General features: G+C 45.0%; 16 protein-coding genes and 1 riboswitch. Of the genes, 8 read left to right on the top strand and 8 right to left on the bottom strand.

Translation table 11 applies throughout. From position 1 onward, the window contains the following. Positions 1-228: 228 nt before the first annotated feature. Positions 229-690: a VOC family protein gene (locus tag QUA25_RS08945; protein WP_333037110.1), complete on the top strand. Its 462-nt coding sequence runs from the start codon at positions 229-231 to the stop codon at positions 688-690. Between the two features lie 70 nt (positions 691-760). Here QUA25_RS08945 and QUA25_RS08940 read toward each other — a convergent pair whose 3' ends face one another. The 4 genes from QUA25_RS08940 to QUA25_RS08925 all read right to left on the bottom strand — a co-directional run bounded on the left by QUA25_RS08940 (position 761) and on the right by QUA25_RS08925 (position 6,916). Next, on the bottom strand, positions 761-3,346 hold the full coding sequence (locus QUA25_RS08940; protein WP_333037109.1) for a PAS domain S-box protein: 2,586 nt from the start codon (positions 3,344-3,346) through the stop codon (positions 761-763). Between the two features lie 131 nt (positions 3,347-3,477). Further along, the gene (locus QUA25_RS08935) at positions 3,478-3,753 is read right to left on the bottom strand and encodes a hypothetical protein (protein WP_333037107.1); all 276 of its coding nucleotides are present in this window, start codon (positions 3,751-3,753) and stop codon (positions 3,478-3,480) included. A 535-nt stretch (positions 3,754-4,288) separates the two neighbouring features. Continuing rightward, positions 4,289-6,424 carry an ATP-binding protein gene (locus QUA25_RS08930; protein ID WP_333037106.1) on the bottom strand — a complete coding sequence of 712 codons (2,136 nt, stop codon included), beginning with the start codon at positions 6,422-6,424 and terminating at the stop codon, positions 4,289-4,291. Between the two features lie 147 nt (positions 6,425-6,571). Continuing rightward, positions 6,572-6,916 (bottom strand): slr1659 superfamily regulator, encoded by a 345-nt coding sequence (locus QUA25_RS08925; RefSeq protein WP_333037105.1) that lies wholly within the window; start codon positions 6,914-6,916, stop codon positions 6,572-6,574. 445 nt (positions 6,917-7,361) lie between these two features. On the opposite strand from QUA25_RS08925, the gene cynS reads away from it, so the two are divergent. The 3 genes from cynS to QUA25_RS08910 all read left to right on the top strand — a co-directional run bounded on the left by cynS (position 7,362) and on the right by QUA25_RS08910 (position 10,119). Next, a complete protein-coding gene (gene cynS, locus QUA25_RS08920) occupies positions 7,362-7,805 on the top strand; it encodes a cyanase (protein WP_333037104.1) in 444 nt (147 codons plus the stop codon). A gap of 227 nt (positions 7,806-8,032) precedes the next feature. After that, entirely contained in the window at positions 8,033-9,415 is a 1,383-nt protein-coding gene (clpX, locus tag QUA25_RS08915; RefSeq protein WP_333037102.1) for an ATP-dependent protease ATP-binding subunit ClpX, read from the top strand. 71 nt (positions 9,416-9,486) lie between these two features. Continuing rightward, the gene (locus QUA25_RS08910) at positions 9,487-10,119 is read left to right on the top strand and encodes a type IV pilin-like G/H family protein (protein WP_333037101.1); all 633 of its coding nucleotides are present in this window, start codon (positions 9,487-9,489) and stop codon (positions 10,117-10,119) included. Here the strand turns inward: QUA25_RS08910 and QUA25_RS08905 are convergent. Both QUA25_RS08905 and QUA25_RS08900 read right to left on the bottom strand, forming a co-directional pair. Next, positions 10,103-11,377 (bottom strand): protein kinase domain-containing protein, encoded by a 1,275-nt coding sequence (locus QUA25_RS08905; protein WP_333037099.1) that lies wholly within the window; start codon positions 11,375-11,377, stop codon positions 10,103-10,105. The genes QUA25_RS08910 and QUA25_RS08905 overlap by 17 nt on opposite strands. Positions 11,378-11,700: 323 nt before the next feature. Then, positions 11,701-13,743, bottom strand: a complete 2,043-nt coding sequence (locus tag QUA25_RS08900; protein WP_333037098.1) for a serine/threonine-protein kinase — start codon at positions 13,741-13,743, stop codon at positions 11,701-11,703. 134 nt (positions 13,744-13,877) lie between these two features. Beyond that, a riboswitch (cobalamin riboswitch) is annotated at positions 13,878-14,024 on the top strand. A gap of 22 nt (positions 14,025-14,046) precedes the next feature. On the opposite strand from QUA25_RS08900, the gene QUA25_RS08895 reads away from it, so the two are divergent. The 4 genes from QUA25_RS08895 to QUA25_RS08880 all read left to right on the top strand — a co-directional run bounded on the left by QUA25_RS08895 (position 14,047) and on the right by QUA25_RS08880 (position 18,051). Next, positions 14,047-14,457 carry a DUF1636 domain-containing protein gene (locus QUA25_RS08895; RefSeq protein ID WP_333037097.1) on the top strand — a complete coding sequence of 137 codons (411 nt, stop codon included), beginning with the start codon at positions 14,047-14,049 and terminating at the stop codon, positions 14,455-14,457. 368 nt (positions 14,458-14,825) lie between these two features. Then, positions 14,826-15,860 carry a cobalamin biosynthesis protein CobW gene (gene cobW / locus QUA25_RS08890; RefSeq protein ID WP_333037096.1) on the top strand — a complete coding sequence of 345 codons (1,035 nt, stop codon included), beginning with the start codon at positions 14,826-14,828 and terminating at the stop codon, positions 15,858-15,860. 182 nt (positions 15,861-16,042) lie between these two features. Continuing rightward, entirely contained in the window at positions 16,043-17,014 is a 972-nt protein-coding gene (locus tag QUA25_RS08885) for a GTP-binding protein (protein WP_333037127.1), read from the top strand. Next, positions 17,002-18,051, top strand: coding sequence for a WD40 repeat domain-containing protein (locus QUA25_RS08880; RefSeq protein WP_333037095.1), 1,050 nt, complete (start codon positions 17,002-17,004; stop codon positions 18,049-18,051). Before QUA25_RS08885 ends, QUA25_RS08880 begins: the two co-directional genes overlap by 13 nt. 119 nt (positions 18,052-18,170) lie before the next feature. Here QUA25_RS08880 and QUA25_RS08875 read toward each other — a convergent pair whose 3' ends face one another. Continuing rightward, entirely contained in the window at positions 18,171-19,007 is an 837-nt protein-coding gene (locus QUA25_RS08875; protein ID WP_333037094.1) for a metal ABC transporter permease, read from the bottom strand. 96 nt (positions 19,008-19,103) lie between these two features. Continuing rightward, positions 19,104-19,823 carry a metal ABC transporter ATP-binding protein gene (locus tag QUA25_RS08870; protein ID WP_333037093.1) on the bottom strand — a complete coding sequence of 240 codons (720 nt, stop codon included), beginning with the start codon at positions 19,821-19,823 and terminating at the stop codon, positions 19,104-19,106. Positions 19,824-19,908 lie beyond the last annotated feature (85 nt).

Here is a 19,908-nt window from a genome sequence, read left to right as displayed (position 1 = left end):
TCTGGCAATGCTATTTGTAGGCATGGCATCGTTTCCTAAAGAAAAATAATACTAATCGATATGATGTGCGATCGCACAACTCGAATAAAAGTTTTGGTAGTGAGGACTTCAGTTATCCTAGAAATCGGATGGCAGTAGTCCTCACTACCAACTTAAAATGCTTATTTTACAGGGCACCCTCTGAATAAATCAAACTGCATTCAATTTGAACATTCGCAATTGACAATCATGCAAACTACCGAAAACAACGTCAAAATTGTCCTCGCGCCGGGGAATTTGCGCCGCGTTCACCATATCGCTTTAAACGTGCGCGACATGAAAGCTTCCCGGCACTTCTACGGTACAATTCTCGGCCTCCACGAACTAACAGGTGCAGAAATTCCCGCAACTTTAACAGAAATGGTAGCGGCTGGTAAAGTTGCTAATTTCGTCACCCCAGACGGCACTGTTATTGACTTATTTTGGCAGCCAGACTTAGAACCGCCAAACCCAGACCCGGAGAAAGCTTTTACCCGCGCCAACCACTTAGCCTTCGACATCGATCCGGCTTTGTTCGATCGCGCTCTGGAAGTGCTAAAGTCAAATCAAATTGCGATCGACAGCGGCCCCGTCACTCGCGCTACAGGACGCGGCATTTACTTTTACGATCCTGATGGATTTATCATCGAAATCCGTTGTGATCCAGTTTAAACACTCGCTATCTGGTTCTTGGTAGTCCGGGTGCACCCTACATTTACTCTTTGGATCGCCGTGAGTAGTGTTATTTTCCGTCTTGGCTAATAGGTTGCTTCGGCCAAGTAAACCGAAAAGTTGCTCCCTCACCTTCAGCAGATTCGAGGGAAATACTGCCCCCTTGACCTTCGACAATTTTTTTCACCAGCGACAAACCAATCCCAGTATTTTCAACTTTATCGCGAGCTTCCAAGGTCTGAAAAATCACAAAAACTTTATCGTGATATTGAGGATCAATCCCCGGCCCGTCATCTTCTACAGAAAACTCGTAAAAATCATCTAACTCTTTAACCGATATTTTTACATGACCCGATTCAGCTCGGTTATGCTTAATTGCGTTGCTAATTAAATTAGAAAAAACCTGCTGTAGCAGCAATTTTTCGGTCACAAAAGTTGGCATTCCCGGTTCAACTTTCACCTCAAATCCAGACGGCGGCGCCAACGAATCAATAATTTCTGCTAATAACTTCTCAACTTTTACCATTTCTGAAGGCACTTGAATCCGTCCGACGCGCGAATATTGCAGTAATCCCTCAATCAAACCTTCCATCCTGTGAACTCTGCCGCGCAGCAGGTTCATTTGGTGCAGAGTCTCCTCTGTCATCGACTCGCTGAGGTCTTCTTCTATCCAACTGCTGAGATTGGCGATCGCCCTGAGTGGCGCTTTCAAATCGTGAGAAACTACATAAGCAAACTGGTCTAATTCTTGATTCCGCTTTCTTAAACTATTCGTCGTTTGAGCTAGATTTTGGGCTGTCAACCTCAATTCTTGAGCGCGCAACCGCAGCGATTCCTCAGCTTGTTTGCGTTCTCTAATATCTTCAATCACACTCATCAGAAATGGAGTGCCATTTTGTTCTCGCAGCAGCGAAACCGTTAAGTTTGCCCACACCAACTCTCCGTCTTTGCGGATGTAGCGCTTTTCCACAGAGAAATTTTCAATTTCTGCTGCTAACAATTGGCGCAAAAGTTCCAGTTCGCTTGCCAAATCTCCAGGCCAAGTAATATCCTGAAATCTTTTCTCCACCAATTCTTGCCGGCTGTAGCCCAAAATTTCGCAAAGTTTTTGATTGACTAAGAGAAATTTGCCTTCCACAGTCGCTTGAACCATGCCTACTGCCGCCTGCTCAAAAGTAGCGCGAAACCGCTGCGCGCTTTCGGCTAAAGCAATTTCTGAGCGTTTGCGATCGCTAATATCGTTGCTGATTTCCAAAATAGCCACTGGTTGATCTTGCTTGTCGTACTGCAAAGTCCAGCGGCTTGCCACCGTTATTTTTGTCCCGTCTTTCTTAGTTCGCACCAGTTCTCCTTGCCAAGAACCCTTCTCGAAAAATACTTTTTGAATTACCTCAAAAGGTTGGGCCCATTCTGTTTGTAAAAGCTTGTGAATATTTTTTCCTATTGCTTGCGACTTCCGCCACCCGTAGAGCCACTTCGCCCCTAAATTCCAATAAGAAATTACCCCATTCAAGTCTAGGACCGCGATCGTATCATTTGCCAAATCCAGCATTTGCGCTTGCTTTCGCAGAGTTTCTTCGGCTTGTTTTCGTCCTCGGGCATCGCGGCAAATCGCAATAAACAAGTGTTGATTTGCCAGACGCATTTCGCTGACAGCCAACTCCATCGGGAACTTCGTTCCGTCGTGTCGAATTCCAACTGTTTCTTGCTGGTAAGTCTTCAGCCTAGTATCTGGATGTAACACAAAATATTCGATCGAATAATCCCCCACACTGCTGTGCGGCAGCGGTTGAGCTATCAGCCGCCGCAGGTTAGATCCCATTATTCGATCGGCTTTCTCGCCAAAAATCTTTTCTGCTGCCCTATTAAAAGACTCAATATTTCCCTGTGCGTCCAAAGTAATAATACCGTCAGCCGCATTGTCTACCACAGCTTGAATGCGACTTTTACTTTCTTCCAAGCCCGCTTCCCGCTTGCTCAATTCCTTCTCTAAACTATCAAATAAATACCAGGAAGCCCCTGCACCCAAACAGCCGGAAAGTAAACCCGCAACTTGCACAAAATTAATGAAATCTACTAACTCCCCTAATTGCCGATCTAGACTTTTCTGGTAGGCTTCGCCGGCATTAGCAAACACATTAATTTTTGCGCGCAGGTTCTCCCTCCTCAATTTGCCTTGAGTGAACACCTCAATTATTTCCGGCGACTGCATCCTTATTGCCGAACTGTCCAGCTTATTCAAAGTGTTTTGCAAGAAATTTATATGCTGTTCGGTACTTTTTTTAATTTCTTCAAATCGCTGAGCTTGCAGTTTGTTTTCTTGAACCAAAACGTTGAGTTTAGCCAGTAGCGGAGGCAAACTCTTCTTTGCTTCTAAGTAGGGTGATAGAAATTCGCGGCGCTTTGTCAAGCCATAACCCCTAACGCTCGTTTCCGCATCCACCACCAGGGTTATCATGCGGTTAGTTTCCTGAAGTAATGCCTTATTAGTATCTGCTCGCTTTCTTATCTGTAGGGCACTATCCCGGAGGGCTGCAATTGCTAGCAGCGAAGCAAACAGAAAAATCATGGGAATAGCAATGATGACTGTTCCCCGCTGGCGAATTGGTCGGTCTGTCCATACAAAGTGGAGGCAGCGATCGAGCAAATACTTCACGGATATTGAAGGAGAAAGTTTGCTGCCAGTATATCGCTTTTTGACAGTTTAAGCTATGGATAAGTTTGTTTTGTTTGGTTTGACGATCGTCGGGGACTAACCGTGGAAACTAGATTAGACCCCTGCGATATCTACCTGCTGACACTAACAGCAGATTTTTTGGCACGGTGTTTAAATGGAGGCAGGGAGAAAGAAAGGACTTTTTTCGACACCGAGACAGCAGGCGAAGCAGAAACGATCCTTTCTGCTTTACCTTCGTTTTCGCCTTCGGCTTCTGCTTTTAAACTAGAGTCTGTTTCGCAAGTGTTTGGAACACTTGTAACTACAGTAGTCCACCTGCCTGTAGCCGGATCGCGATAACAAGTAAAAGGGTTTATTTTTAGCGGTTGACTGCAAGGTTTAATCATGTAGATGCACTCCTTTGATTCTGAGAAATTGTGCATTGCTTTCAGCAGCAGTGCTATCTCGCCCGTAGAAGCAGTATGAAGGCAAAAAGCAGAATTGTGTTTCTGCGTCCAGAGACTTTAGAAACTTCCTGATTTCCTGTTAAATTTTGCCTTCTACTGCTTCGCGACCATAGCATTACTTTTACCAAATTGCCTTTCTGGAAGCAACCCCCCACCGCCTTAATTAGGTTGAGGTGGGACTTGTGAATGCAGCGAGGCCCCCTATCGTGCCTGCAGGACAATCTTGGAATAATATAGGTATTCTAGGCTGAAAAAAAATGCTACTGTGTGATCGAAAACAGAGGTCGATCGCGATCGGTGTCACAATAAAAAAGGGAATGGGTAATGGGTAATGGGTAATTGGTAATGGGAGAATGGGTAATGGGGGAATTATTCCATCTTTTGCCATCCGTTAAATCCCCTACACAATTCCTGGCAAAACCCCCACCCATTAAATCCGTTACATCCCCTACATTGCTAGTTGCCCAATTTGCTTCTAACTAATATCAACTTTTGTCTTTAAATGAACAGTAAAAGTAGAGCCAACATCCAACACACTCTCAACAGTGATATCGCCGCCCATCATCTGGCAAAACAAGCGACTAATGGCCAATCCTAAACCGGTGCCACCGTACTTGCGAGTAGTCGAAGCGTCCCCTTGAATAAAAGGTTGAAACAAACCCTGCTGCTGTTCTGCCGACATTCCAATCCCCGTATCAGATACCTGCAAATAAACCCAATCGGTGTCGCCGGCTGGTTCGCGAGTCGCGCTCAACAGCACCGTTCCACCTTCGGTAAACTTCAGGGCATTTGAGAGCAAATTAAACAGAATTTGCCGGACTTTAGTCAAATCTGCATACATCACTCCCAAATTTTCAGAGCAAGAAACTTGCAATTGATTGTGATTTTTTTCGACCAAAGGGTGCAAAGTTGCAACGACTTCTTCTATTAAATTACTGAGGTCAAATTTTTCTAAATAAAGCTCCATCCGACCAGCTTCTATCTTAGAAAGGTCGAGAATATCGTTAATTAAAGTCAGCAAGTGTTTGCCAGCGTTATAAATTTTTTGGGTATCGGGAATGATCTCTTCGAGTCCCGATTCTCGTGCTTCTTCTTGTAGCATTTCGCTGTAACCGATAATCGCGTTGAGCGGCGTCCGCAGCTCGTGGCTCATATTGGCTAAAAAAGTGCTTTTAGCTCTCGAAGCTGCTTCAGCTTTGTGTAAGGCTTCTTGCAAGGCTATTTCGGCTCTTTTGCGCTCGGCAATTTCGATGCGGAGCAGTTTATTGGCGGCGGTGAGTTGAGCGGTGCGCTGATCGACGGTCATTTCTAGCTGGGCTTTGGCTTTGGAGAGTGCTTCCTGAGCCCGCTGGCGCTCAAATCCTTCGATCGCCAGCGCTACCAAATTTGCCAAAGAATCAGCGAAGGTGCGTTCCTCCAGAGCCCACTGGCGGGGCGCGCCGATATGTTCGAGAGAGAGGATGCCCACGATCTGCCCACCGAGCCTAATTGCTACATTTAATATGGATGAATTGGGCTTGCTGGCATTTGGCAGCACAGCGGAATGTTCGGCTAGGGAAGATGAGTGGGACAAATTTGTTTGTAGAGAGTTTTGAGTCTTTGTCGTAGGTTCTAAACCATTGTCCGATCGCACATTTTCGCCCGGTGCGTCGCCTTCAACATCTAAAATTGATAAATTTAAATCGCTTGCCGATATGCACTCCCGGCTCAAATGATTCTCCTGGGTGCGATCGTACACGTCAAGACAAACTAATTTGAGGTTGGGCATTTTAAACTTAGAATGATTCACCCCCTCGTGTTGCTCTGGGGCAGCGGCCTCTGTATCGAGTGGCTCTGTTTGGTTCTGGGCGAGAACTCTCTCGGTAAAATTTAGCTGATCGCTGGGGTACCGAGTTCCAAATCTTCCATGGTTGTAAAGCCAGACGCTGACTTTTTCCACATCCAAAGTCCGGGCAGCAGCCTCGGTAATTTCCCGAATTCCCACATTCAGCGCACCGCTGTTGAGAGTCCTCTGCCTACCTAGCTGCAACAAAGCCAAACTCTGGCGGCGGAGACGCTTTTCGCTCTCTTGGAGGGTTTGTTCTGCTTCCTTGCGCTGGGTGAGGTCGTACAAGGCGCACAATGCCGTCTGCTGCCCGTTAAACACCAGCGACTGAACCGAGATCATCGCCCAGAAAGCGGTGCCGTCTGATTTTTTGCAGTGGATTTCGTAGTTTTGGAGGTATCCCTCTTTAGCAAGTGCCTCAAGTATCTTTGGGCGATCGGCGGGGTTGAAGTAAAAGTCTGGAGTGCTGCAGCCGATCAATTTTTCTAGGGGTATGTTCAGGAGAGAAGCCAATTGAGCGTTCGCATACATAATTAAGCCGTCACAGAGGCGAGAAACTAATATCGGCACGGGAGTTGCCGAGGCGATCGCCCGAAACTGCTCTTCGCTTGAACGCAGCGCCAACTGAGCTTTGCTCAGCAAGTGAGCTTCCATCGTATCTGAATGTTCGGTGGTAGTCTCCAGCAAAAGTTCTAGGTCAACCTTTTCGCGCTTCAAGTTTTCAAGTTCCGCACTCAGCCGCTGAACGTCGAAAAGTAGCTGTTCTGTCGATGGTTCTTCCTGCATAGCAATTGAAAATTGGTAATTTTTAGTCGGTTCTGAAGATTTTTATGGTTTTGTGCTAGTTTAACTATGACTTATTCCGATTAACTTCAGCCACCCTCATCCTGGTTCTCGCACTTAGCCGGGGATTCCTGTTTACCTTTTTCGTTATTATTCCAATTCTAAGTGCAAGGAAGGCATCAGCCGCTGCAAGTTTTTCAGGGATTTTATCTGCCAGGGGATCTGTTTAGAACCTTTGATGGCGATTTGAATATTTTTTTGCTGGCGCACTTTGATCACAAATTTTGAGAAAATATTAATTCCAGAACTATTTAAAAATTCTAGCTTTCGCAAGTCTAGAGTCACCGTGTTTGGGCAGGAGTCAGCCACTTCGTTGAGCAGATCGACGATGGGTGCGTATTCTTCCACCTGGCTGAGTCGGAACGAGCCACTACAGGTGACTGTTTGCGTAGCGCGATCGTACTGTATCGTGTAATCTTTGGTCTGAATCTCCATACTTTTGTCAATTGCCTGTTTTGAGTGGTAAAGGCGCTTTGGCTGCGTGAGCGAGGATTGAGCTTCAGGCTAGCACGATCAAAATTCAGCCGTTTGCCGAATGCCGAAGGCCTTTGCGTGTGTAACTTTTATTACATATACTGCCAACTGTACCATTGCCACAGGGCAGTTATGACTTATTTTAGGATTTATCGGTTGTGATACCAGTTGGAATAAAGAATGCAACTGTTGACTAGCTCTCAACCCTGGTAGTCATCAGTCATTGCCAATCTAACATCTCAAATCTCAAATCTCAAATTGTATGAGTTGCGGGGGTTAAGGAGACCAACTTTTGCTGAAGTTGCGAGCTATCAATTCGATTTTTTTCTCAACTTAGTATTGACAAAATCACCAAAATGTGAGACATATTTCACATCTGACACAGAAGTGAAAGGGAGAATATTTAATGGCAATTTCAGGAATTACAGAAAAGCTTTTGGCGGCTAAAAAAGCTAAGGGAATTAGTTTTGCAGATTTGGAAAAAGTTTTAGGGCGCGACGAAGTTTGGATTGCCGCGCTTATTTACCGTCAAGCTACCGCATCACAAGATGAAGCCGAGAAAATTGTCTCGGCTTTAGGACTAGATAGCGAGACGGCTGCGGTTCTCTGTGAACCTCCGTTAAAAGGTTCTTTGGAACCCTCGGTTCCGGTTGACCCCCTGATTTATCGTTTCTATGAAATTATGCAAGTTTACGGGATGCCACTCAAAGCAGTGATTCACGAAAAATTTGGTGACGGGATTATGAGCGCGATCGACTTTAGTTTGGATGTCGAGAAAGAAGCAGACCCAAAAGGCGATCGAGTGAAAATAATTATGTCGGGAAAATTTTTGGAATACAAAAAATGGTAAGCCCGCGCCACTTTATTTTCAAGTGAAAATGAAAAATTCAAATTTGCTCGAATGACTCATGACTAATGACTAAAGCCTCAAAAGTGTTAACTTAGAAATAGAGATCGCGAAGCTTGACTGGCTTGGGTGTCCGATCGGGAAACCCTTCTAGGGCAAAGCTAAGGTCGCTCCCGCGGCAACTTCCCCAGTCGAAACAAGCAACCGCAACCGTAAATTAAGAGGCAAATATGTCAAAATATGACTCCCATCTCAGATGCTCCTTTTGCGGCAAGTCGCAAGAGTACGTCCGCAAGTTAATAGCTGGGCCCGGCGTCTACATTTGCGATGAATGCGTGGAACTGTGCAATGAAATTTTAGAGGAGGAGTTCTTTGACTCCAGTAAAACAATTGGTCAACAGATTCCCCAATCAGAGGTGCGAGAGTCTCAGGGACAAGGAACGCGGCGCCCGGGTCGATCGAATAAATCGAAAATCGTTTTAGCTCAAATTCCGAAACCAACAGAGATTAAGCAGCATTTAGACAACCACGTCATCGGCCAACATTCAGCAAAAAAAGTCCTTTCTGTAGCAGTTTATAACCACTACAAGCGCTTGAGCGTTGACCAAGCTAAAGATAGCGACAAGTCTTCCCCTGACAGCGATGTAGAATTGCAAAAATCCAACATCCTGCTAGTGGGCCCCACAGGTTGTGGCAAAACCTTGTTAGCCCAAAGTTTGGCGCAAATGCTCGAAGTGCCGTTTGCGGTAGCGGATGCGACGACGCTGACAGAAGCTGGATATGTCGGCGACGATGTAGAAAATATCTTGCTGCGGCTGTTGCAAATGTCCGATTTTGATGTCGAATCGGCGCAGCGGGGCATTATTTATATTGATGAAATTGACAAGATTGCTCGCAAAAGCGAAAATACTTCGATCACGAGGGATGTATCGGGAGAAGGAGTTCAGCAAGCGCTGCTAAAAATGTTGGAAGGAACGGTAGTTAATGTTCCCCCGCAAGGCGGTCGCAAACATCCTTACCAAGATTTTATTCAAGTTGACACTAGCAAAATTCTATTTATTTGTGGCGGTGCTTTTGTCGGTTTGGAAAAAATAGTTGAACAGCGTTTGGGTAAAAAATCCTTGGGCTTTATTCAGCCAACGGAAAGCGACAGCAACTCGACTTTGCCGGCGAAAGACAAGCGGGCCGCTGATATTTTGCAGCAGGTACAGCCGGACGATTTAGTCAAGTTTGGTTTGATTCCTGAGTTTGTGGGGCGGATACCGGTGGTGACAGTGATTTCGCCTCTGGATGAGGCGGCTTTGATGCAGATATTGACCGAGCCCCGGAATGCGCTGGTGAAGCAGTATCAAAAGCTGTTGAAGATGGACAGCGTGGAATTGGAATTCCAGCCCGAAGCGCTGCGGGCGATCGCCCAGGAGGCCTATCGTCGCAAAACCGGCGCGAGAGCTCTCCGCAGCATTTTAGAAGAGTTAATGCTGGATGTCATGTACGAGTTGCCTTCTCGCAAGGATGTGGCTAATTGTATGATTACTCCTGAAATGGTCGAGAAGCGATCGACTGCCGAATTGCTGTGGCATCCCGCATGGCACAAACAACACGAAACTGCATAATTTATAGTTTGTAGGGTGCTTGTGGCGCACCCTACAAGCTTGGCAAATTTACTTTATGGCAGCTTAAAAAAATGTCAGTCAATGTAGCTAAAGCCAGTAAAAAATCGAGATTGCCAGTATCCAGTTTGCTGCCGAGGATTGCAATTTACAGCGCGCTTGTGGCTGGCATCATGGCGTCATGTTACGATGTCAAACTCAATACGATTGTCCTCCCCCCGTCCCCGTCAAGGGGTTATGAAGCCCTACAATATATTTCATCAATCAATCACCGGCAGTCAGCTTACTATGAAGAATACGGTCAATTTAGCGATTCCTTTGCAAAATTGGGTTGGACAATTGAAGGACAGATACAGACCAAAAACTATAATTACACGATCGTCTCATCAATGGGCCCGGTTCAAACTTTGCACAATCACCGCGAACCAGCACAATTTGAAAGCGCGATCGCGATCGCCAAACCTACTGATAGGAACCCTGGGAAATCCTACACTGGCGCAGTATTTGCTTACAAAAAAAAGGGTAGCAATCTAATAAGAATTTTTGATGCTACATGCGAGAGCGATCGGGAGAACGCAAGTTATGCAGAAACTTGGAGTCCGCCAACTTTTGACGGCAAAAAAATTCACTGCCCGCCAGGAACAACGTTATCGCCGGGAACAGGTGGACGGCCACCCGTGAACAACGAGGTTAAGGTAAGACCTTGAAACTCTTTTGCGTCACTTTTTGACCGTCTAAGTAAAATTTAAACTGCCAATTGCCAGGTTTGTCATCTTTTTGAAAATGGTACCAGCACCAAGTATTTAATCGATCGCCCGTCGTTTTTAAATAAGATTGACTCTGGGCAACAAAGTCTCCTTGAGAGTTGACAACCTTACAATAACCTCTATATTTTCCTTCTGGCAAGTTAGCAGCACTTACAGCAAAATAGACTTTTTTGTTTTGCTTCAAAGACCAAAAATCTATAGTTTTTGTCGATTCTAGTTCGTCAGTTAACATCACTTGAGTCTGAGGATTTAACTTTTTTGCGTTGATTACTGGTTTGAGATCGGCTGCTGTTTGAGGTTCGGGAAATTTTCCAAGCAAAGGAATAAAAATAGCAGCAATTGCTGTTAATAATCCCACTGATATCAGTGCGAGTTTTGACTTGTTACGCTGCTGAACTACCTCTAGGGGAATCAAAGCATTGAGGGCAGCATCCGCCGAAGGATAGCGGTGTTTGAAATTAGGTTCCACCATTTTTTGCAGCCAGTCAAGAAATTCTGGAGTTAGCTGCGGCAAGCGATGTTTAAAATTAATCCGCCCGGTATCGTCCATCAAACTGCCAACTTCGGTAGAATTGATGCCGATTAGCAAGCAAATTAGCGTCGCGCCGAGACTGTATAAATCCGATGCAACTGTTAGCTGCCGATTGAACATTTGTTCTGGCGGCATAAAGCCCAAAGTGCCTTTAACAACGCTGCTGGCCGCCACTTCTCCCCCGCCGATTCTAGCAAATCCGAAATCGACAAGGCTGACATTCATCCGGTCATTTACTAAGATATTTTCGGGTTTTAAATCTCTGTGGATGACTGGCGGAACCCGATTTTGCAGGTATTTGAGTATTTCTAAAACAGAGATAGCAATTTGCTTGATTTGTTCGGGCTTCCAGTGGTTAGAATTTGCCAAGGAAGGGGCATTTTTGTATTCTTGCACCATGCAGAAACCCGATGCAGTTGGGAAGGAATCTAAATAGCGGGGAATGCTAGGATAGTCGAGTTCTCGCAAAATCTGAATTTCTTGTTCGCACGCTTGATATTGAGCCCAATTAGCGCCTGTTTGGGCAAATTGAAATTGTTTGACGGCGACGGAACGTTTGGTATTAATTTCGGTAGCGAGATAAGTAACTCTACCGCCAGCGCGATTGTGTCCGAGTTCGCGAGTTACTTGATAGCCGTAGTTAGAAAAGTCAGGAAAAGCATTCATAGGTAAATAGTTGATAGTTGATATAGCAATCCTAAATGAGTCGTAAAAAGATGTAGGGGTAGTGCCCCCGTGCCTACCCCGGCCTTATGGGGCAACCACGGGGGGTTTGCCCCTACAATAATTACACAAATGATTTAGGAGTGCTATAGTTAGTGGTTGAGAGTTGTGAGAGTTAATAGCGAGGTTTTTAAGAGTTGGATTTAAAGCCAACTCTCGAAACAATCCGCCAACAACAGGCAGGAATGCAGACTCTTAATGTTTGGTAAGGTTTTTAGTGAGGACTTCAGTCATTGAGGTTGAAAGTCCTTGCTGCGAACAAGTTTTTACGGTTTAATTAAATTTGGTCGGGATTTGCGATAGTTGGCAAGTATTCTTTTTTGTTTAAAAACGAGCGAGTCAATTAACGGAATTCCAGTGACCGCTAGAGATGTCATTATCGTTCCTCCTACAACTAATATTTCTCTGGGTTCAACCCCTTCTAAGTTAGATTTTAACTTTAAAAAGTTTATAAATGCTACTGACAAACTCATACAAAATCCGGCAGTAAGAAAAGCTCTTTGGGTAGCATCTACTTCAAGAATTTGTCTGGCTATCTGCTGGTCAATCAGCTTGTTAAATACCGAATTGACGATCTTGTAAATCAGGGATGCCAGGGCTAGAATCAAGAAGACTATAAAGATATTAGCATACAAGGAAAATGATAAAAGCAGCATAATAACTGCTACTATCGTAACATTTTCGATCGTAACATTCGTAATCCTTCCTCCTAGTATTAAGGCTCCAAGTAAAGTTACTGCGAGCGAAACCAGCACTGACCCAGCATACACAAAACTCATTAATTTATAATCGATCGTACCCTTCGCGATATCAAAAAGAAGACTGGTTAATATGCTGCTAATAACATTATAAAATATCAATCCTATTAACCCTCCACATAAAGCTAGAAACCAATTAAAATCATATTTGTTTAATTTGGCGGTAATGGCGATTTCGGCGACTAAAAATCCCAATAAGCCACTCGTCAAACTGATGGGAAGCATGATAGGAGTAGTCCCAGAATACCAAAAAAAGTCAACCTTCAGGTGGTAAGTAAAAATCTCAATCAAGCCAAGTATCCCAAATGTTAACAGCAAACAGCACATAAAAGTTGCTAAGATCAAACAGCACCTAAAAGTCAGCCTAAATACCGACAAAAAATTAGTTTTTTGCAGTACGGGCAGCGGGGCTGTTGTAGCTTGCAATTCTATTGTATGAGTTTCGGGTTCAGAATTTGCGCGCAAGATGATTTGGCGGTTGTAAGTTTGACTTGCCAGCAATTTGCTCGTATCGACTACGATTGTGCACTCGATATCATTGCTTTCAAATGCCTGCGGTTCAAAGGAGATCCAAGAGTGGTCGTAGGGCGTGTGGGGCGGATCGTTCGGATGCGGCGCGACTTCCCACCTGCCACAAAGTATTGTATCGGGAATTGGGTTGCTAATGGCAATAGTGTGTGTTAAGATTTCTCCATATTCGGCGGCGGTGAATTGAATGCGATCGCGCTCAATTCTCACTTTCGGCAAGCTGCTGACATCCAAAGATTCTAGCGCAGTTAAAGCATCAGCCGCCGACTGATATCTATCTTGAATTCTCGGCGCTACCATCCTTTCCAGCCAATTCATCCAACCTTGCTGCAACGGCGGTACTAAATGCCGAAAATGAATGCCATAATTAGCATCAATTAAATTACCGACATCCGCAGATTTTGTCCCAGTTAACAAACAAATCAGCGTTATCCCCAAGCCGTAAAGATCCGAGGCTTTGGTTAATTCCCGGTTGAACATTTGCTCCGGTGGCATAAATCCCATCGTACCTTTGACAACGCTGCTGGCGGCGATATTTCCACCTCCTAACCGCGCAAAACCGAAGTCTACTAAGTAAACATTTAACTGTTCGTCGATTAACAAGTTTTCCGGTTTGATGTCGCGGTGAATTATCGGCGGTTTCTGAGCTTGCAGGTAAACTAAAATCTCTAAAGTTGCGATCGCAATTTGTTTGATATCCGGCGGCGAAAAAGTCCGCGCGACAGCAGATTCGGCATTTTTGTATTCCTGCACCATGCAGAAACCGCTGTCAGTTTGAAAAGAATCGAGATAGCGGGGAATGCCCGGAAAATCCAGATTTTGCAAAACTTTAATTTCTTGTTCGTAAGCTTCGTATTCTGCCCAGCTAGCACCTAATTGGGCAAATTGAAATTGCTTAATTACAACGGATTTTTTTGTGTTAATTTTTGTGGCGAGATATGTGACGCGGCCGCCCAAACTGTTGTATCCGAGTTCGCGACTTATTTGATAGCCATGTTGGGAAAAGTCAGGAAAAGCGTTCATAGGTAATTACTATGGTTGGTAGTAAGGACTTTAGTCCTGAAGCCGTTATCTTATAAGGACTAAAGTCCTTACTACGAAGGAAACGATCGATATTACTAACATAACTTTTTTGAAAAAAGGCGGCAAGTGTGATAGGATTTGATTTCGCGATCGGTTCTAGCGAGGAGCAGCCGCTAGAGGAAACGGGGAAAGTTCGGTGCAAGTCCGGCGCTGTCCCGCAACTGTAATGAAACGCTTGTTGTTTCTAAAGTCAGAATGCCCGCCGATATCTAACTCACTTTTGAACGCATCTGCGAGGTACGGATGATGGATGGAATTAACACGGCTGTACGCACCAAGCACAGTCTGTTTGTTTGCACTGCTTGCGCTAGTGTTTGGAAAAACGGCAAGCGCGAAGGCAAAAGCGGCGGCCAACAATTTATGGAAATTTTGTCGCAACTCGCTAAAGATTGGGAGTTTTCTGATAAGTTTGAGATTCAAGAGGTGGAGTGCATGAGTGCTTGCAGTCACTCTTGTGCGGTGTCTTTTGCTGCTGTTGGAAAGTACACTTATCTGTTTGGCGATTTACCAGCAAATGAGTCGGAAAGCGTCGAGGCGGTACTCGAATGCGCGGGTCAATACTATGCTAAACCAGACGGTTTGTTGCCTTGGTCTGAGCGTCCTCAAGCTCTGAAAAAAGGCGTTTTAGCGAAGATTCCACCGCTGGGAAATTAGAGCATTTCTCGTTACCATGCTCTGCCCATTGGTGACAACTTAACGTCAAACCGACCGTATCTCTGGTTTTTATCGAAATCTAGATCCCCCCTAACCCCCCTTAATAAGGGGGGGACAAGAAATATTCTCAAAGTCCCCCTTCTTAAGGGGGATTTAGGGGGATCTAGACTTCGCCTAAAAGCGACTTTTATTGTAGGTTTCCGTCTTAAGTTGTCACCTACATTCTCGGCCTGGGAGTGCATAGCCAGAGGCTCGGTCTCGTGTTAAAAGCGCTCCTTTATTCCAGCGAGGCAGAGCCTCTAGATTAGCATTCCCAGGCCGAGCCTGGGAACGAGATATCCCATCACCAAATAAGCACAAAATTATCAATGCACAAAATTCCTGTTACTGTCATCACTGGTTTTCTCGGTAGCGGCAAAACTACCTTAATTCGTCACTTATTGCAAAATAATCAAGGTCGCCGCATTGCTGTTCTGGTTAACGAATTTGGGGAAATCGGAATTGACGGAGAACTGCTGCGCGATTGCCAAGTTTGCGACGAAGAAGAAAATGTTAGCAGCAATATTGTAGAACTAACAAATGGTTGTCTTTGCTGCACTGTTCAAGAGGAATTCTTGCCGACTATGCAGGAATTGTTGAAGCGCAGAGAACAAATTGATTGTATCTTAATTGAGACTTCTGGCCTCGCACTTCCTAAACCTTTGATTCAAGCTTTTCGCTGGCCGGAAATTCGCACGGGTGCTACGGTAGACGGTGTTGTTGCTGTTGTCGATTGCGAAGCTGTTGCTAGCGGTACTTTTGTCGGTGATATCGATGCTTTGATGGCACAGCGGCAGGCTGATTCTAGTTTAGATCACGAAACTCCGATCGAGGAATTGTTTGAAGACCAGTTAGCCTGTGCCGATATGGTACTTTTAACGAAGGTCGATCGCGTAGATGCGGAAACTCACAAGAAAGTCCAAAGCTGGTTGCAGCAAGAGTTACGTCCGAGTGTAAAAATTGTGCCCTGCAAAGCGGGCGAAATTAACCCAGATGTGTTAATGGGATTTAATGCGGCGGTTGAGGATGATTTGGAGTCTCGCCCCAGTCACCACGACACTGAGGAGGAACACGAACACGATGATGATATTAACTCGACTTTCTTTATTGCCGATCGCGAATTTGAACCGGAAGCTTTGGTGAAAAAACTGCAATCCTTGATGCAGCAGGAGGAAATCTATCGGATTAAAGGGTTTGTGGCGGTTCCCAAGAAACCGATGAGGATGGTGTTGCAAGGTGTGGGTTCGCGGATAGAATATTTTTACGATCGTCCTTGGCAACCTTCTGAACTCCGCCAAACCAAATTAGTGCTGATCGGTCGAGAGTTAGAGCGCGATCGAATTGCAGCTATGATTAACAATTAATTGTCATCTGAGAGGGGCGGGTTTATCGATATTTTGAATTGCAGCAAATATTATTGGTAAAACTTGCCCCGACAAGCTCTGACAAACAATTTATTAACATTCTTTAATATTGTGGGCGTTGCCAGCAGCTCTGGTGTACAATAGCGATAATGGTTATCATTGTACAACAATCGAGGTCAAGTATGGTGAGTGCTGGGGCGATCGAATCAGTTCCTGTTACCGTTCTCACAGGCTATTTAGGTGCAGGCAAAACCACGCTGCTAAATCGCATTTTAACACAGGAACACGGCAAAAAAGTTGCAGTCATCGTCAACGAATTCGGCGAAGTCGGCATCGACAACCAACTGATAATTGATGCCGACGAAGAAATTTTCGAGATGAACAACGGCTGCATTTGCTGTACAGTCCGAGGCGATTTAATTCGGATTATCGGTAACTTAATGAAGCGGCGAGACAAATTCGATCACATAGTCATCGAAACCACAGGTTTAGCCGACCCCGCACCCGTAATTCAAACCTTTTTTGTAGACGAAGATATGCGGGGCAAATTGCTGCTAGATGCAGTTGTCACGGTAGTCGATGCCAAACACATCTGGCAGCACTGGGAGGCAGACGAAGCTCAAGAACAAATTGCCTTTGCTGATGTAGTTTTGCTCAACAAAACTGATTTAGTGACTGACGAAGAATTGGCAGAATTAGAAAAGCGAATTCGCGCCATGAATGCAATGGCAAAAATTCACCGTACCCGCAACGCTGAATTAGAAATGGATGCTTTGTTGGGCATCAAAGCATTTGATTTGAACCGGGCCTTAGAAATAGAACCAGACTTTTTGGGCGAACACACTCACGAACACGACGAAACTGTTACTTCCGTCGCAATAGTAGAATCTGGCGCTATTGACCGCAACAAATTCAGCGATTGGATGGAGGAATTGTTGCGAACTCAAGGCCCGAATATCTTTCGGACAAAAGGAATTTTGAATGTTGCCGCAGACAACAAGCGATTTGTTTTCCAAGGAGTACACATGGTGTTTGATGGCCGGCCGGATAGACCTTGGAAAGCCACCGAAACTCCGAAAAACGAGCTTGTATTCATCGGCCGCAACTTAAACGAAAATCAATTGCGAGAGGATTTCCGTCGGTGTCTAGTTTAAAAAGTAGCGAACAAACCCTGAAATTTCACGCCGCAGCCATGCTGTCTGACTACGTAACTGCTGTTACTTGGTCGCGGGATGGCACAACTTTAGGAGTCTGTTCTGCGGCAGGCGAAGTGATGCTGGCGAAAGTAGGGACACTTAATGAATTGTCCTTGCAAACGCTACAAACTGCCACGGCTAAATCAGCCGATTGCTTGTCTTTTTCCCGCGACAGTCAATTCCTAGCTGCTGGCGGACAAGATGGAAAAGTACGAATTTGGCGGGTTAATTCTGGGGAATTAATTGCTGATTTGGATAACCAGCGCGTCTGGGTTGATAAGTTAGCTTGGAGTCCCAACTGCAACCAGTTAGCTTTCAGTATGGGTCGCTACGTTCAAGTATGGAATGTTGAGGATAATGTTGTGGAAGTAACGCTGAATTTCGAGTCATCATCTATACTCGATTTAGCATGGCATCCGATGGTTCAATATCTGGCAGTTAGCGGCTATAAAGGCGTCAAAGTTTGGCATGGCGAAGACTGGGACGAAGACCCGGAAATTTTATCAGTACCCTCCGCAACAGGTGCAGTTTCTTGGTCGCCACAAGGGGAATATTTAGCTTGCGGCAATATGGACAATACTCTAATTGTTAATGAATGGGGCAATTTTGAACCGTGGGTAATGCAGGGTTTTCCCGGGAAGGTTCGGCAGTTAGCTTGGTCGGATAAAACTAATTCCTTGGGTGCGCCTTTGTTAGCTGCTGCGAGTTCTGAAGGTATTTCAGTGTGGGAAAAACACGCTGATGAAAGTATCGGTTGGGATTCTTGGGGGTTAGAAGTTCATGAAAAAGTTGTAAATGCGATCGCGTTTCAACCTAACACATTTTTATTGGCTTCGGCAGCCGCAGACGGTCAAGTTTGTTTGTGGGAGGAAGCAGAACAATTGCTGCAAATTCTAGAAGGTGCAGAGGGCGGTTTTTCCTGTCTCGCATGGCATCCCGAAGGTCAGTTTCTCGCCGCTGGTGGCTGTGTAGGTGAATTGCTGGTTTGGTCATAAATCTATGCGCGGCAAAGAGTTGGGGCTGAGCAAGCTGTTATAAGTAGGGCGTTAAATTACTTTTTGCGTAAGTAAGCGTAAAAAACGTACAACAGATAGAGCCTGTGCCTCCTGGACTGTTATCCTCTCTTTCTTGTCAAAATTCCTTGACTGGGACTGAACAGCAAAGCCCCTAAAAATAACCCAAAAATAACTAATACAATGGCGGCCCCAGATGGCATATTAAAATAATAGCTGAGATACATACCAGTCACGCTAGCTGTAATCCCAATCATTGCTCCCAACCCCATCATTAAATGTAGCTCTTTTACCAACAAATACGCCGTTATTCCCGGCCCGATTAACAGAGAAATTACTAACAGCGCCCCCACAGTTTGCAAACTCGCAACAATCGTCAGCGTAATCGCCGAAATCATCCCCAAATAAATCCAGTTTACAGGCAAACCGGACGCTTGCGCCCCCAGCGGGTCAAAAGTATAAAAGAGCAATTCTTTGTAAAAGAGTTTAACCGCTACCAAAATAATCAAAGTTATGACAAAAGTCTGCTGCACGTCACCAGGTGCAACTGACAAGATATTGCCGAACAAAAACCCGTCTAAGTCTAATTTGGTTGTCCGCAACAGGCTAATCAGCGTGACGCTAATTGCTAAGAATGTAGATAAAATTAATGCCATCACCGCATCTATCTTTAGACGAGATTGTGATTGAATCCACGCCATAATCACAGCGCTGATAATTCCAGATATAAACGCGCCGATGGAAATATTGAAACCTAAAGAAAAAGCCACCGGCAATCCTGCTAATACCGAATGGGCTATCATGTCAACCATCATTCCCATTTGCTGTACAATTAAATAGGAACCGACAACGGCGCAGAGAATTCCTAGCAAAATGCCGACGGCGATCGCATTTCGCATGAACTCGAATTGTAGTGGCTCACTTAGTAGATTTAACATTGAATTATGTTAATAATAGGATTTTTTCAACTACAATGAACTGCACAGGCGGGACGCCCGTGTCACAATCAATTTTAAAGAGCAATATTTTTTTGCTTAGGCAGCAACTAAAGTTAAATCGTATCCATAGGCTTTTTGAATATTGGCTGCGGTGAGCACTTCCCGGCAGGAACCAGTTGCAATTAAATGCTTGTTGAGCAACAATAAATTGTCGTACTGTTTTAAAGTTTCGCCTAAATCGTGGCTGATTACTAGCAATGTTTTATTTTCTGCTTTTAGTTCGGCAAAAATATCGAAAATAATTTCTTCGGTTGCTTTGTCGATCGCGTTAAAAGGTTCGTCGAAGAAGAATAAATCGGCTTGTTGGGCGATCGACCTTGCTAAGAAAATCCGCTGCTGCTGTCCGCCAGACAGTTCGCCAATTTGCCGATCGCGCAAATCCCACATTCCCACCCGCAGCAAAGCAGCTTTCACCAATTCTTGCGACTGCTTCGAGGGACTGCGAAACCAACCAGTCTGGACGGTTCGCGCCATCATCACCGCATTCCACACCGTAATCGGATAATCCCAGTCAATTTGCGATCGCTGCGGCACATACGCCACCCGCGATAACTGTTGCTTCAACAACCGCCCCTGATATTTCACCAAACCGCGACAGGCCGGGATCAATCCCAACATCGCTTTCACCATCGTACTTTTCCCCGCGCCGTTGGGGCCGAACACACCGGTTAATTGTCCCGATTCTAAATGGAAATTCACGCTGTTGAGGGCTGCAATTCCTCGATAATTGACAGCTAAGTCTTGCACTTCTAACATAATTCAAACTTTTGAGAACGATTCTTGTTCGTAGCTACTACAATAGGATAACTCGAAAAAGCAATAACGATTATCGTTCCAAAGG

The sequence above is a fragment of the Microcoleus sp. Pol17C6 genome (assembly GCF_036701145.1).
Classification (GTDB): Bacteria; Cyanobacteriota; Cyanobacteriia; order Cyanobacteriales; family Microcoleaceae; genus Microcoleus.
Note: the sequence above shows the minus strand (reverse complement) of the source record. Positions and strands in the feature narration are given on the sequence as shown.

Bases quoted from the DNA above. Each gene is read 5' to 3' on its own strand.
- QUA25_RS08935 (WP_333037107.1), bottom strand. From the start codon at position 3,753: ATGATTAAACCTTGCAGTCAACCGCTAAAAATAAACCCTTTTACTTGT.
- QUA25_RS08910 (WP_333037101.1), top strand. From the start codon at position 9,487: ATGTCAGTCAATGTAGCTAAAGCCAGTAAAAAATCGAGATTGCCAGTA.
- QUA25_RS08925 (WP_333037105.1), bottom strand. From the start codon at position 6,916: ATGGAGATTCAGACCAAAGATTACACGATACAGTACGATCGCGCTACG.
- cobW (WP_333037096.1), top strand. From the start codon at position 14,826: ATGCACAAAATTCCTGTTACTGTCATCACTGGTTTTCTCGGTAGCGGC.
- QUA25_RS08885 (WP_333037127.1), top strand. From the start codon at position 16,043: ATGGTGAGTGCTGGGGCGATCGAATCAGTTCCTGTTACCGTTCTCACA.
- QUA25_RS08900 (WP_333037098.1), bottom strand. From the start codon at position 13,743: ATGAACGCTTTTCCTGACTTTTCCCAACATGGCTATCAAATAAGTCGC.
- QUA25_RS08895 (WP_333037097.1), top strand. From the start codon at position 14,047: ATGATGGATGGAATTAACACGGCTGTACGCACCAAGCACAGTCTGTTT.
- clpX (WP_333037102.1), top strand. From the start codon at position 8,033: ATGTCAAAATATGACTCCCATCTCAGATGCTCCTTTTGCGGCAAGTCG.
- QUA25_RS08905 (WP_333037099.1), bottom strand. From the start codon at position 11,377: ATGAATGCTTTTCCTGACTTTTCTAACTACGGCTATCAAGTAACTCGC.
- QUA25_RS08930 (WP_333037106.1), bottom strand. From the start codon at position 6,424: ATGCAGGAAGAACCATCGACAGAACAGCTACTTTTCGACGTTCAGCGG.
- cynS (WP_333037104.1), top strand. From the start codon at position 7,362: ATGGCAATTTCAGGAATTACAGAAAAGCTTTTGGCGGCTAAAAAAGCT.
- QUA25_RS08870 (WP_333037093.1), bottom strand. From the start codon at position 19,823: ATGTTAGAAGTGCAAGACTTAGCTGTCAATTATCGAGGAATTGCAGCC.
- QUA25_RS08945 (WP_333037110.1), top strand. From the start codon at position 229: ATGCAAACTACCGAAAACAACGTCAAAATTGTCCTCGCGCCGGGGAAT.
- QUA25_RS08875 (WP_333037094.1), bottom strand. From the start codon at position 19,007: ATGTTAAATCTACTAAGTGAGCCACTACAATTCGAGTTCATGCGAAAT.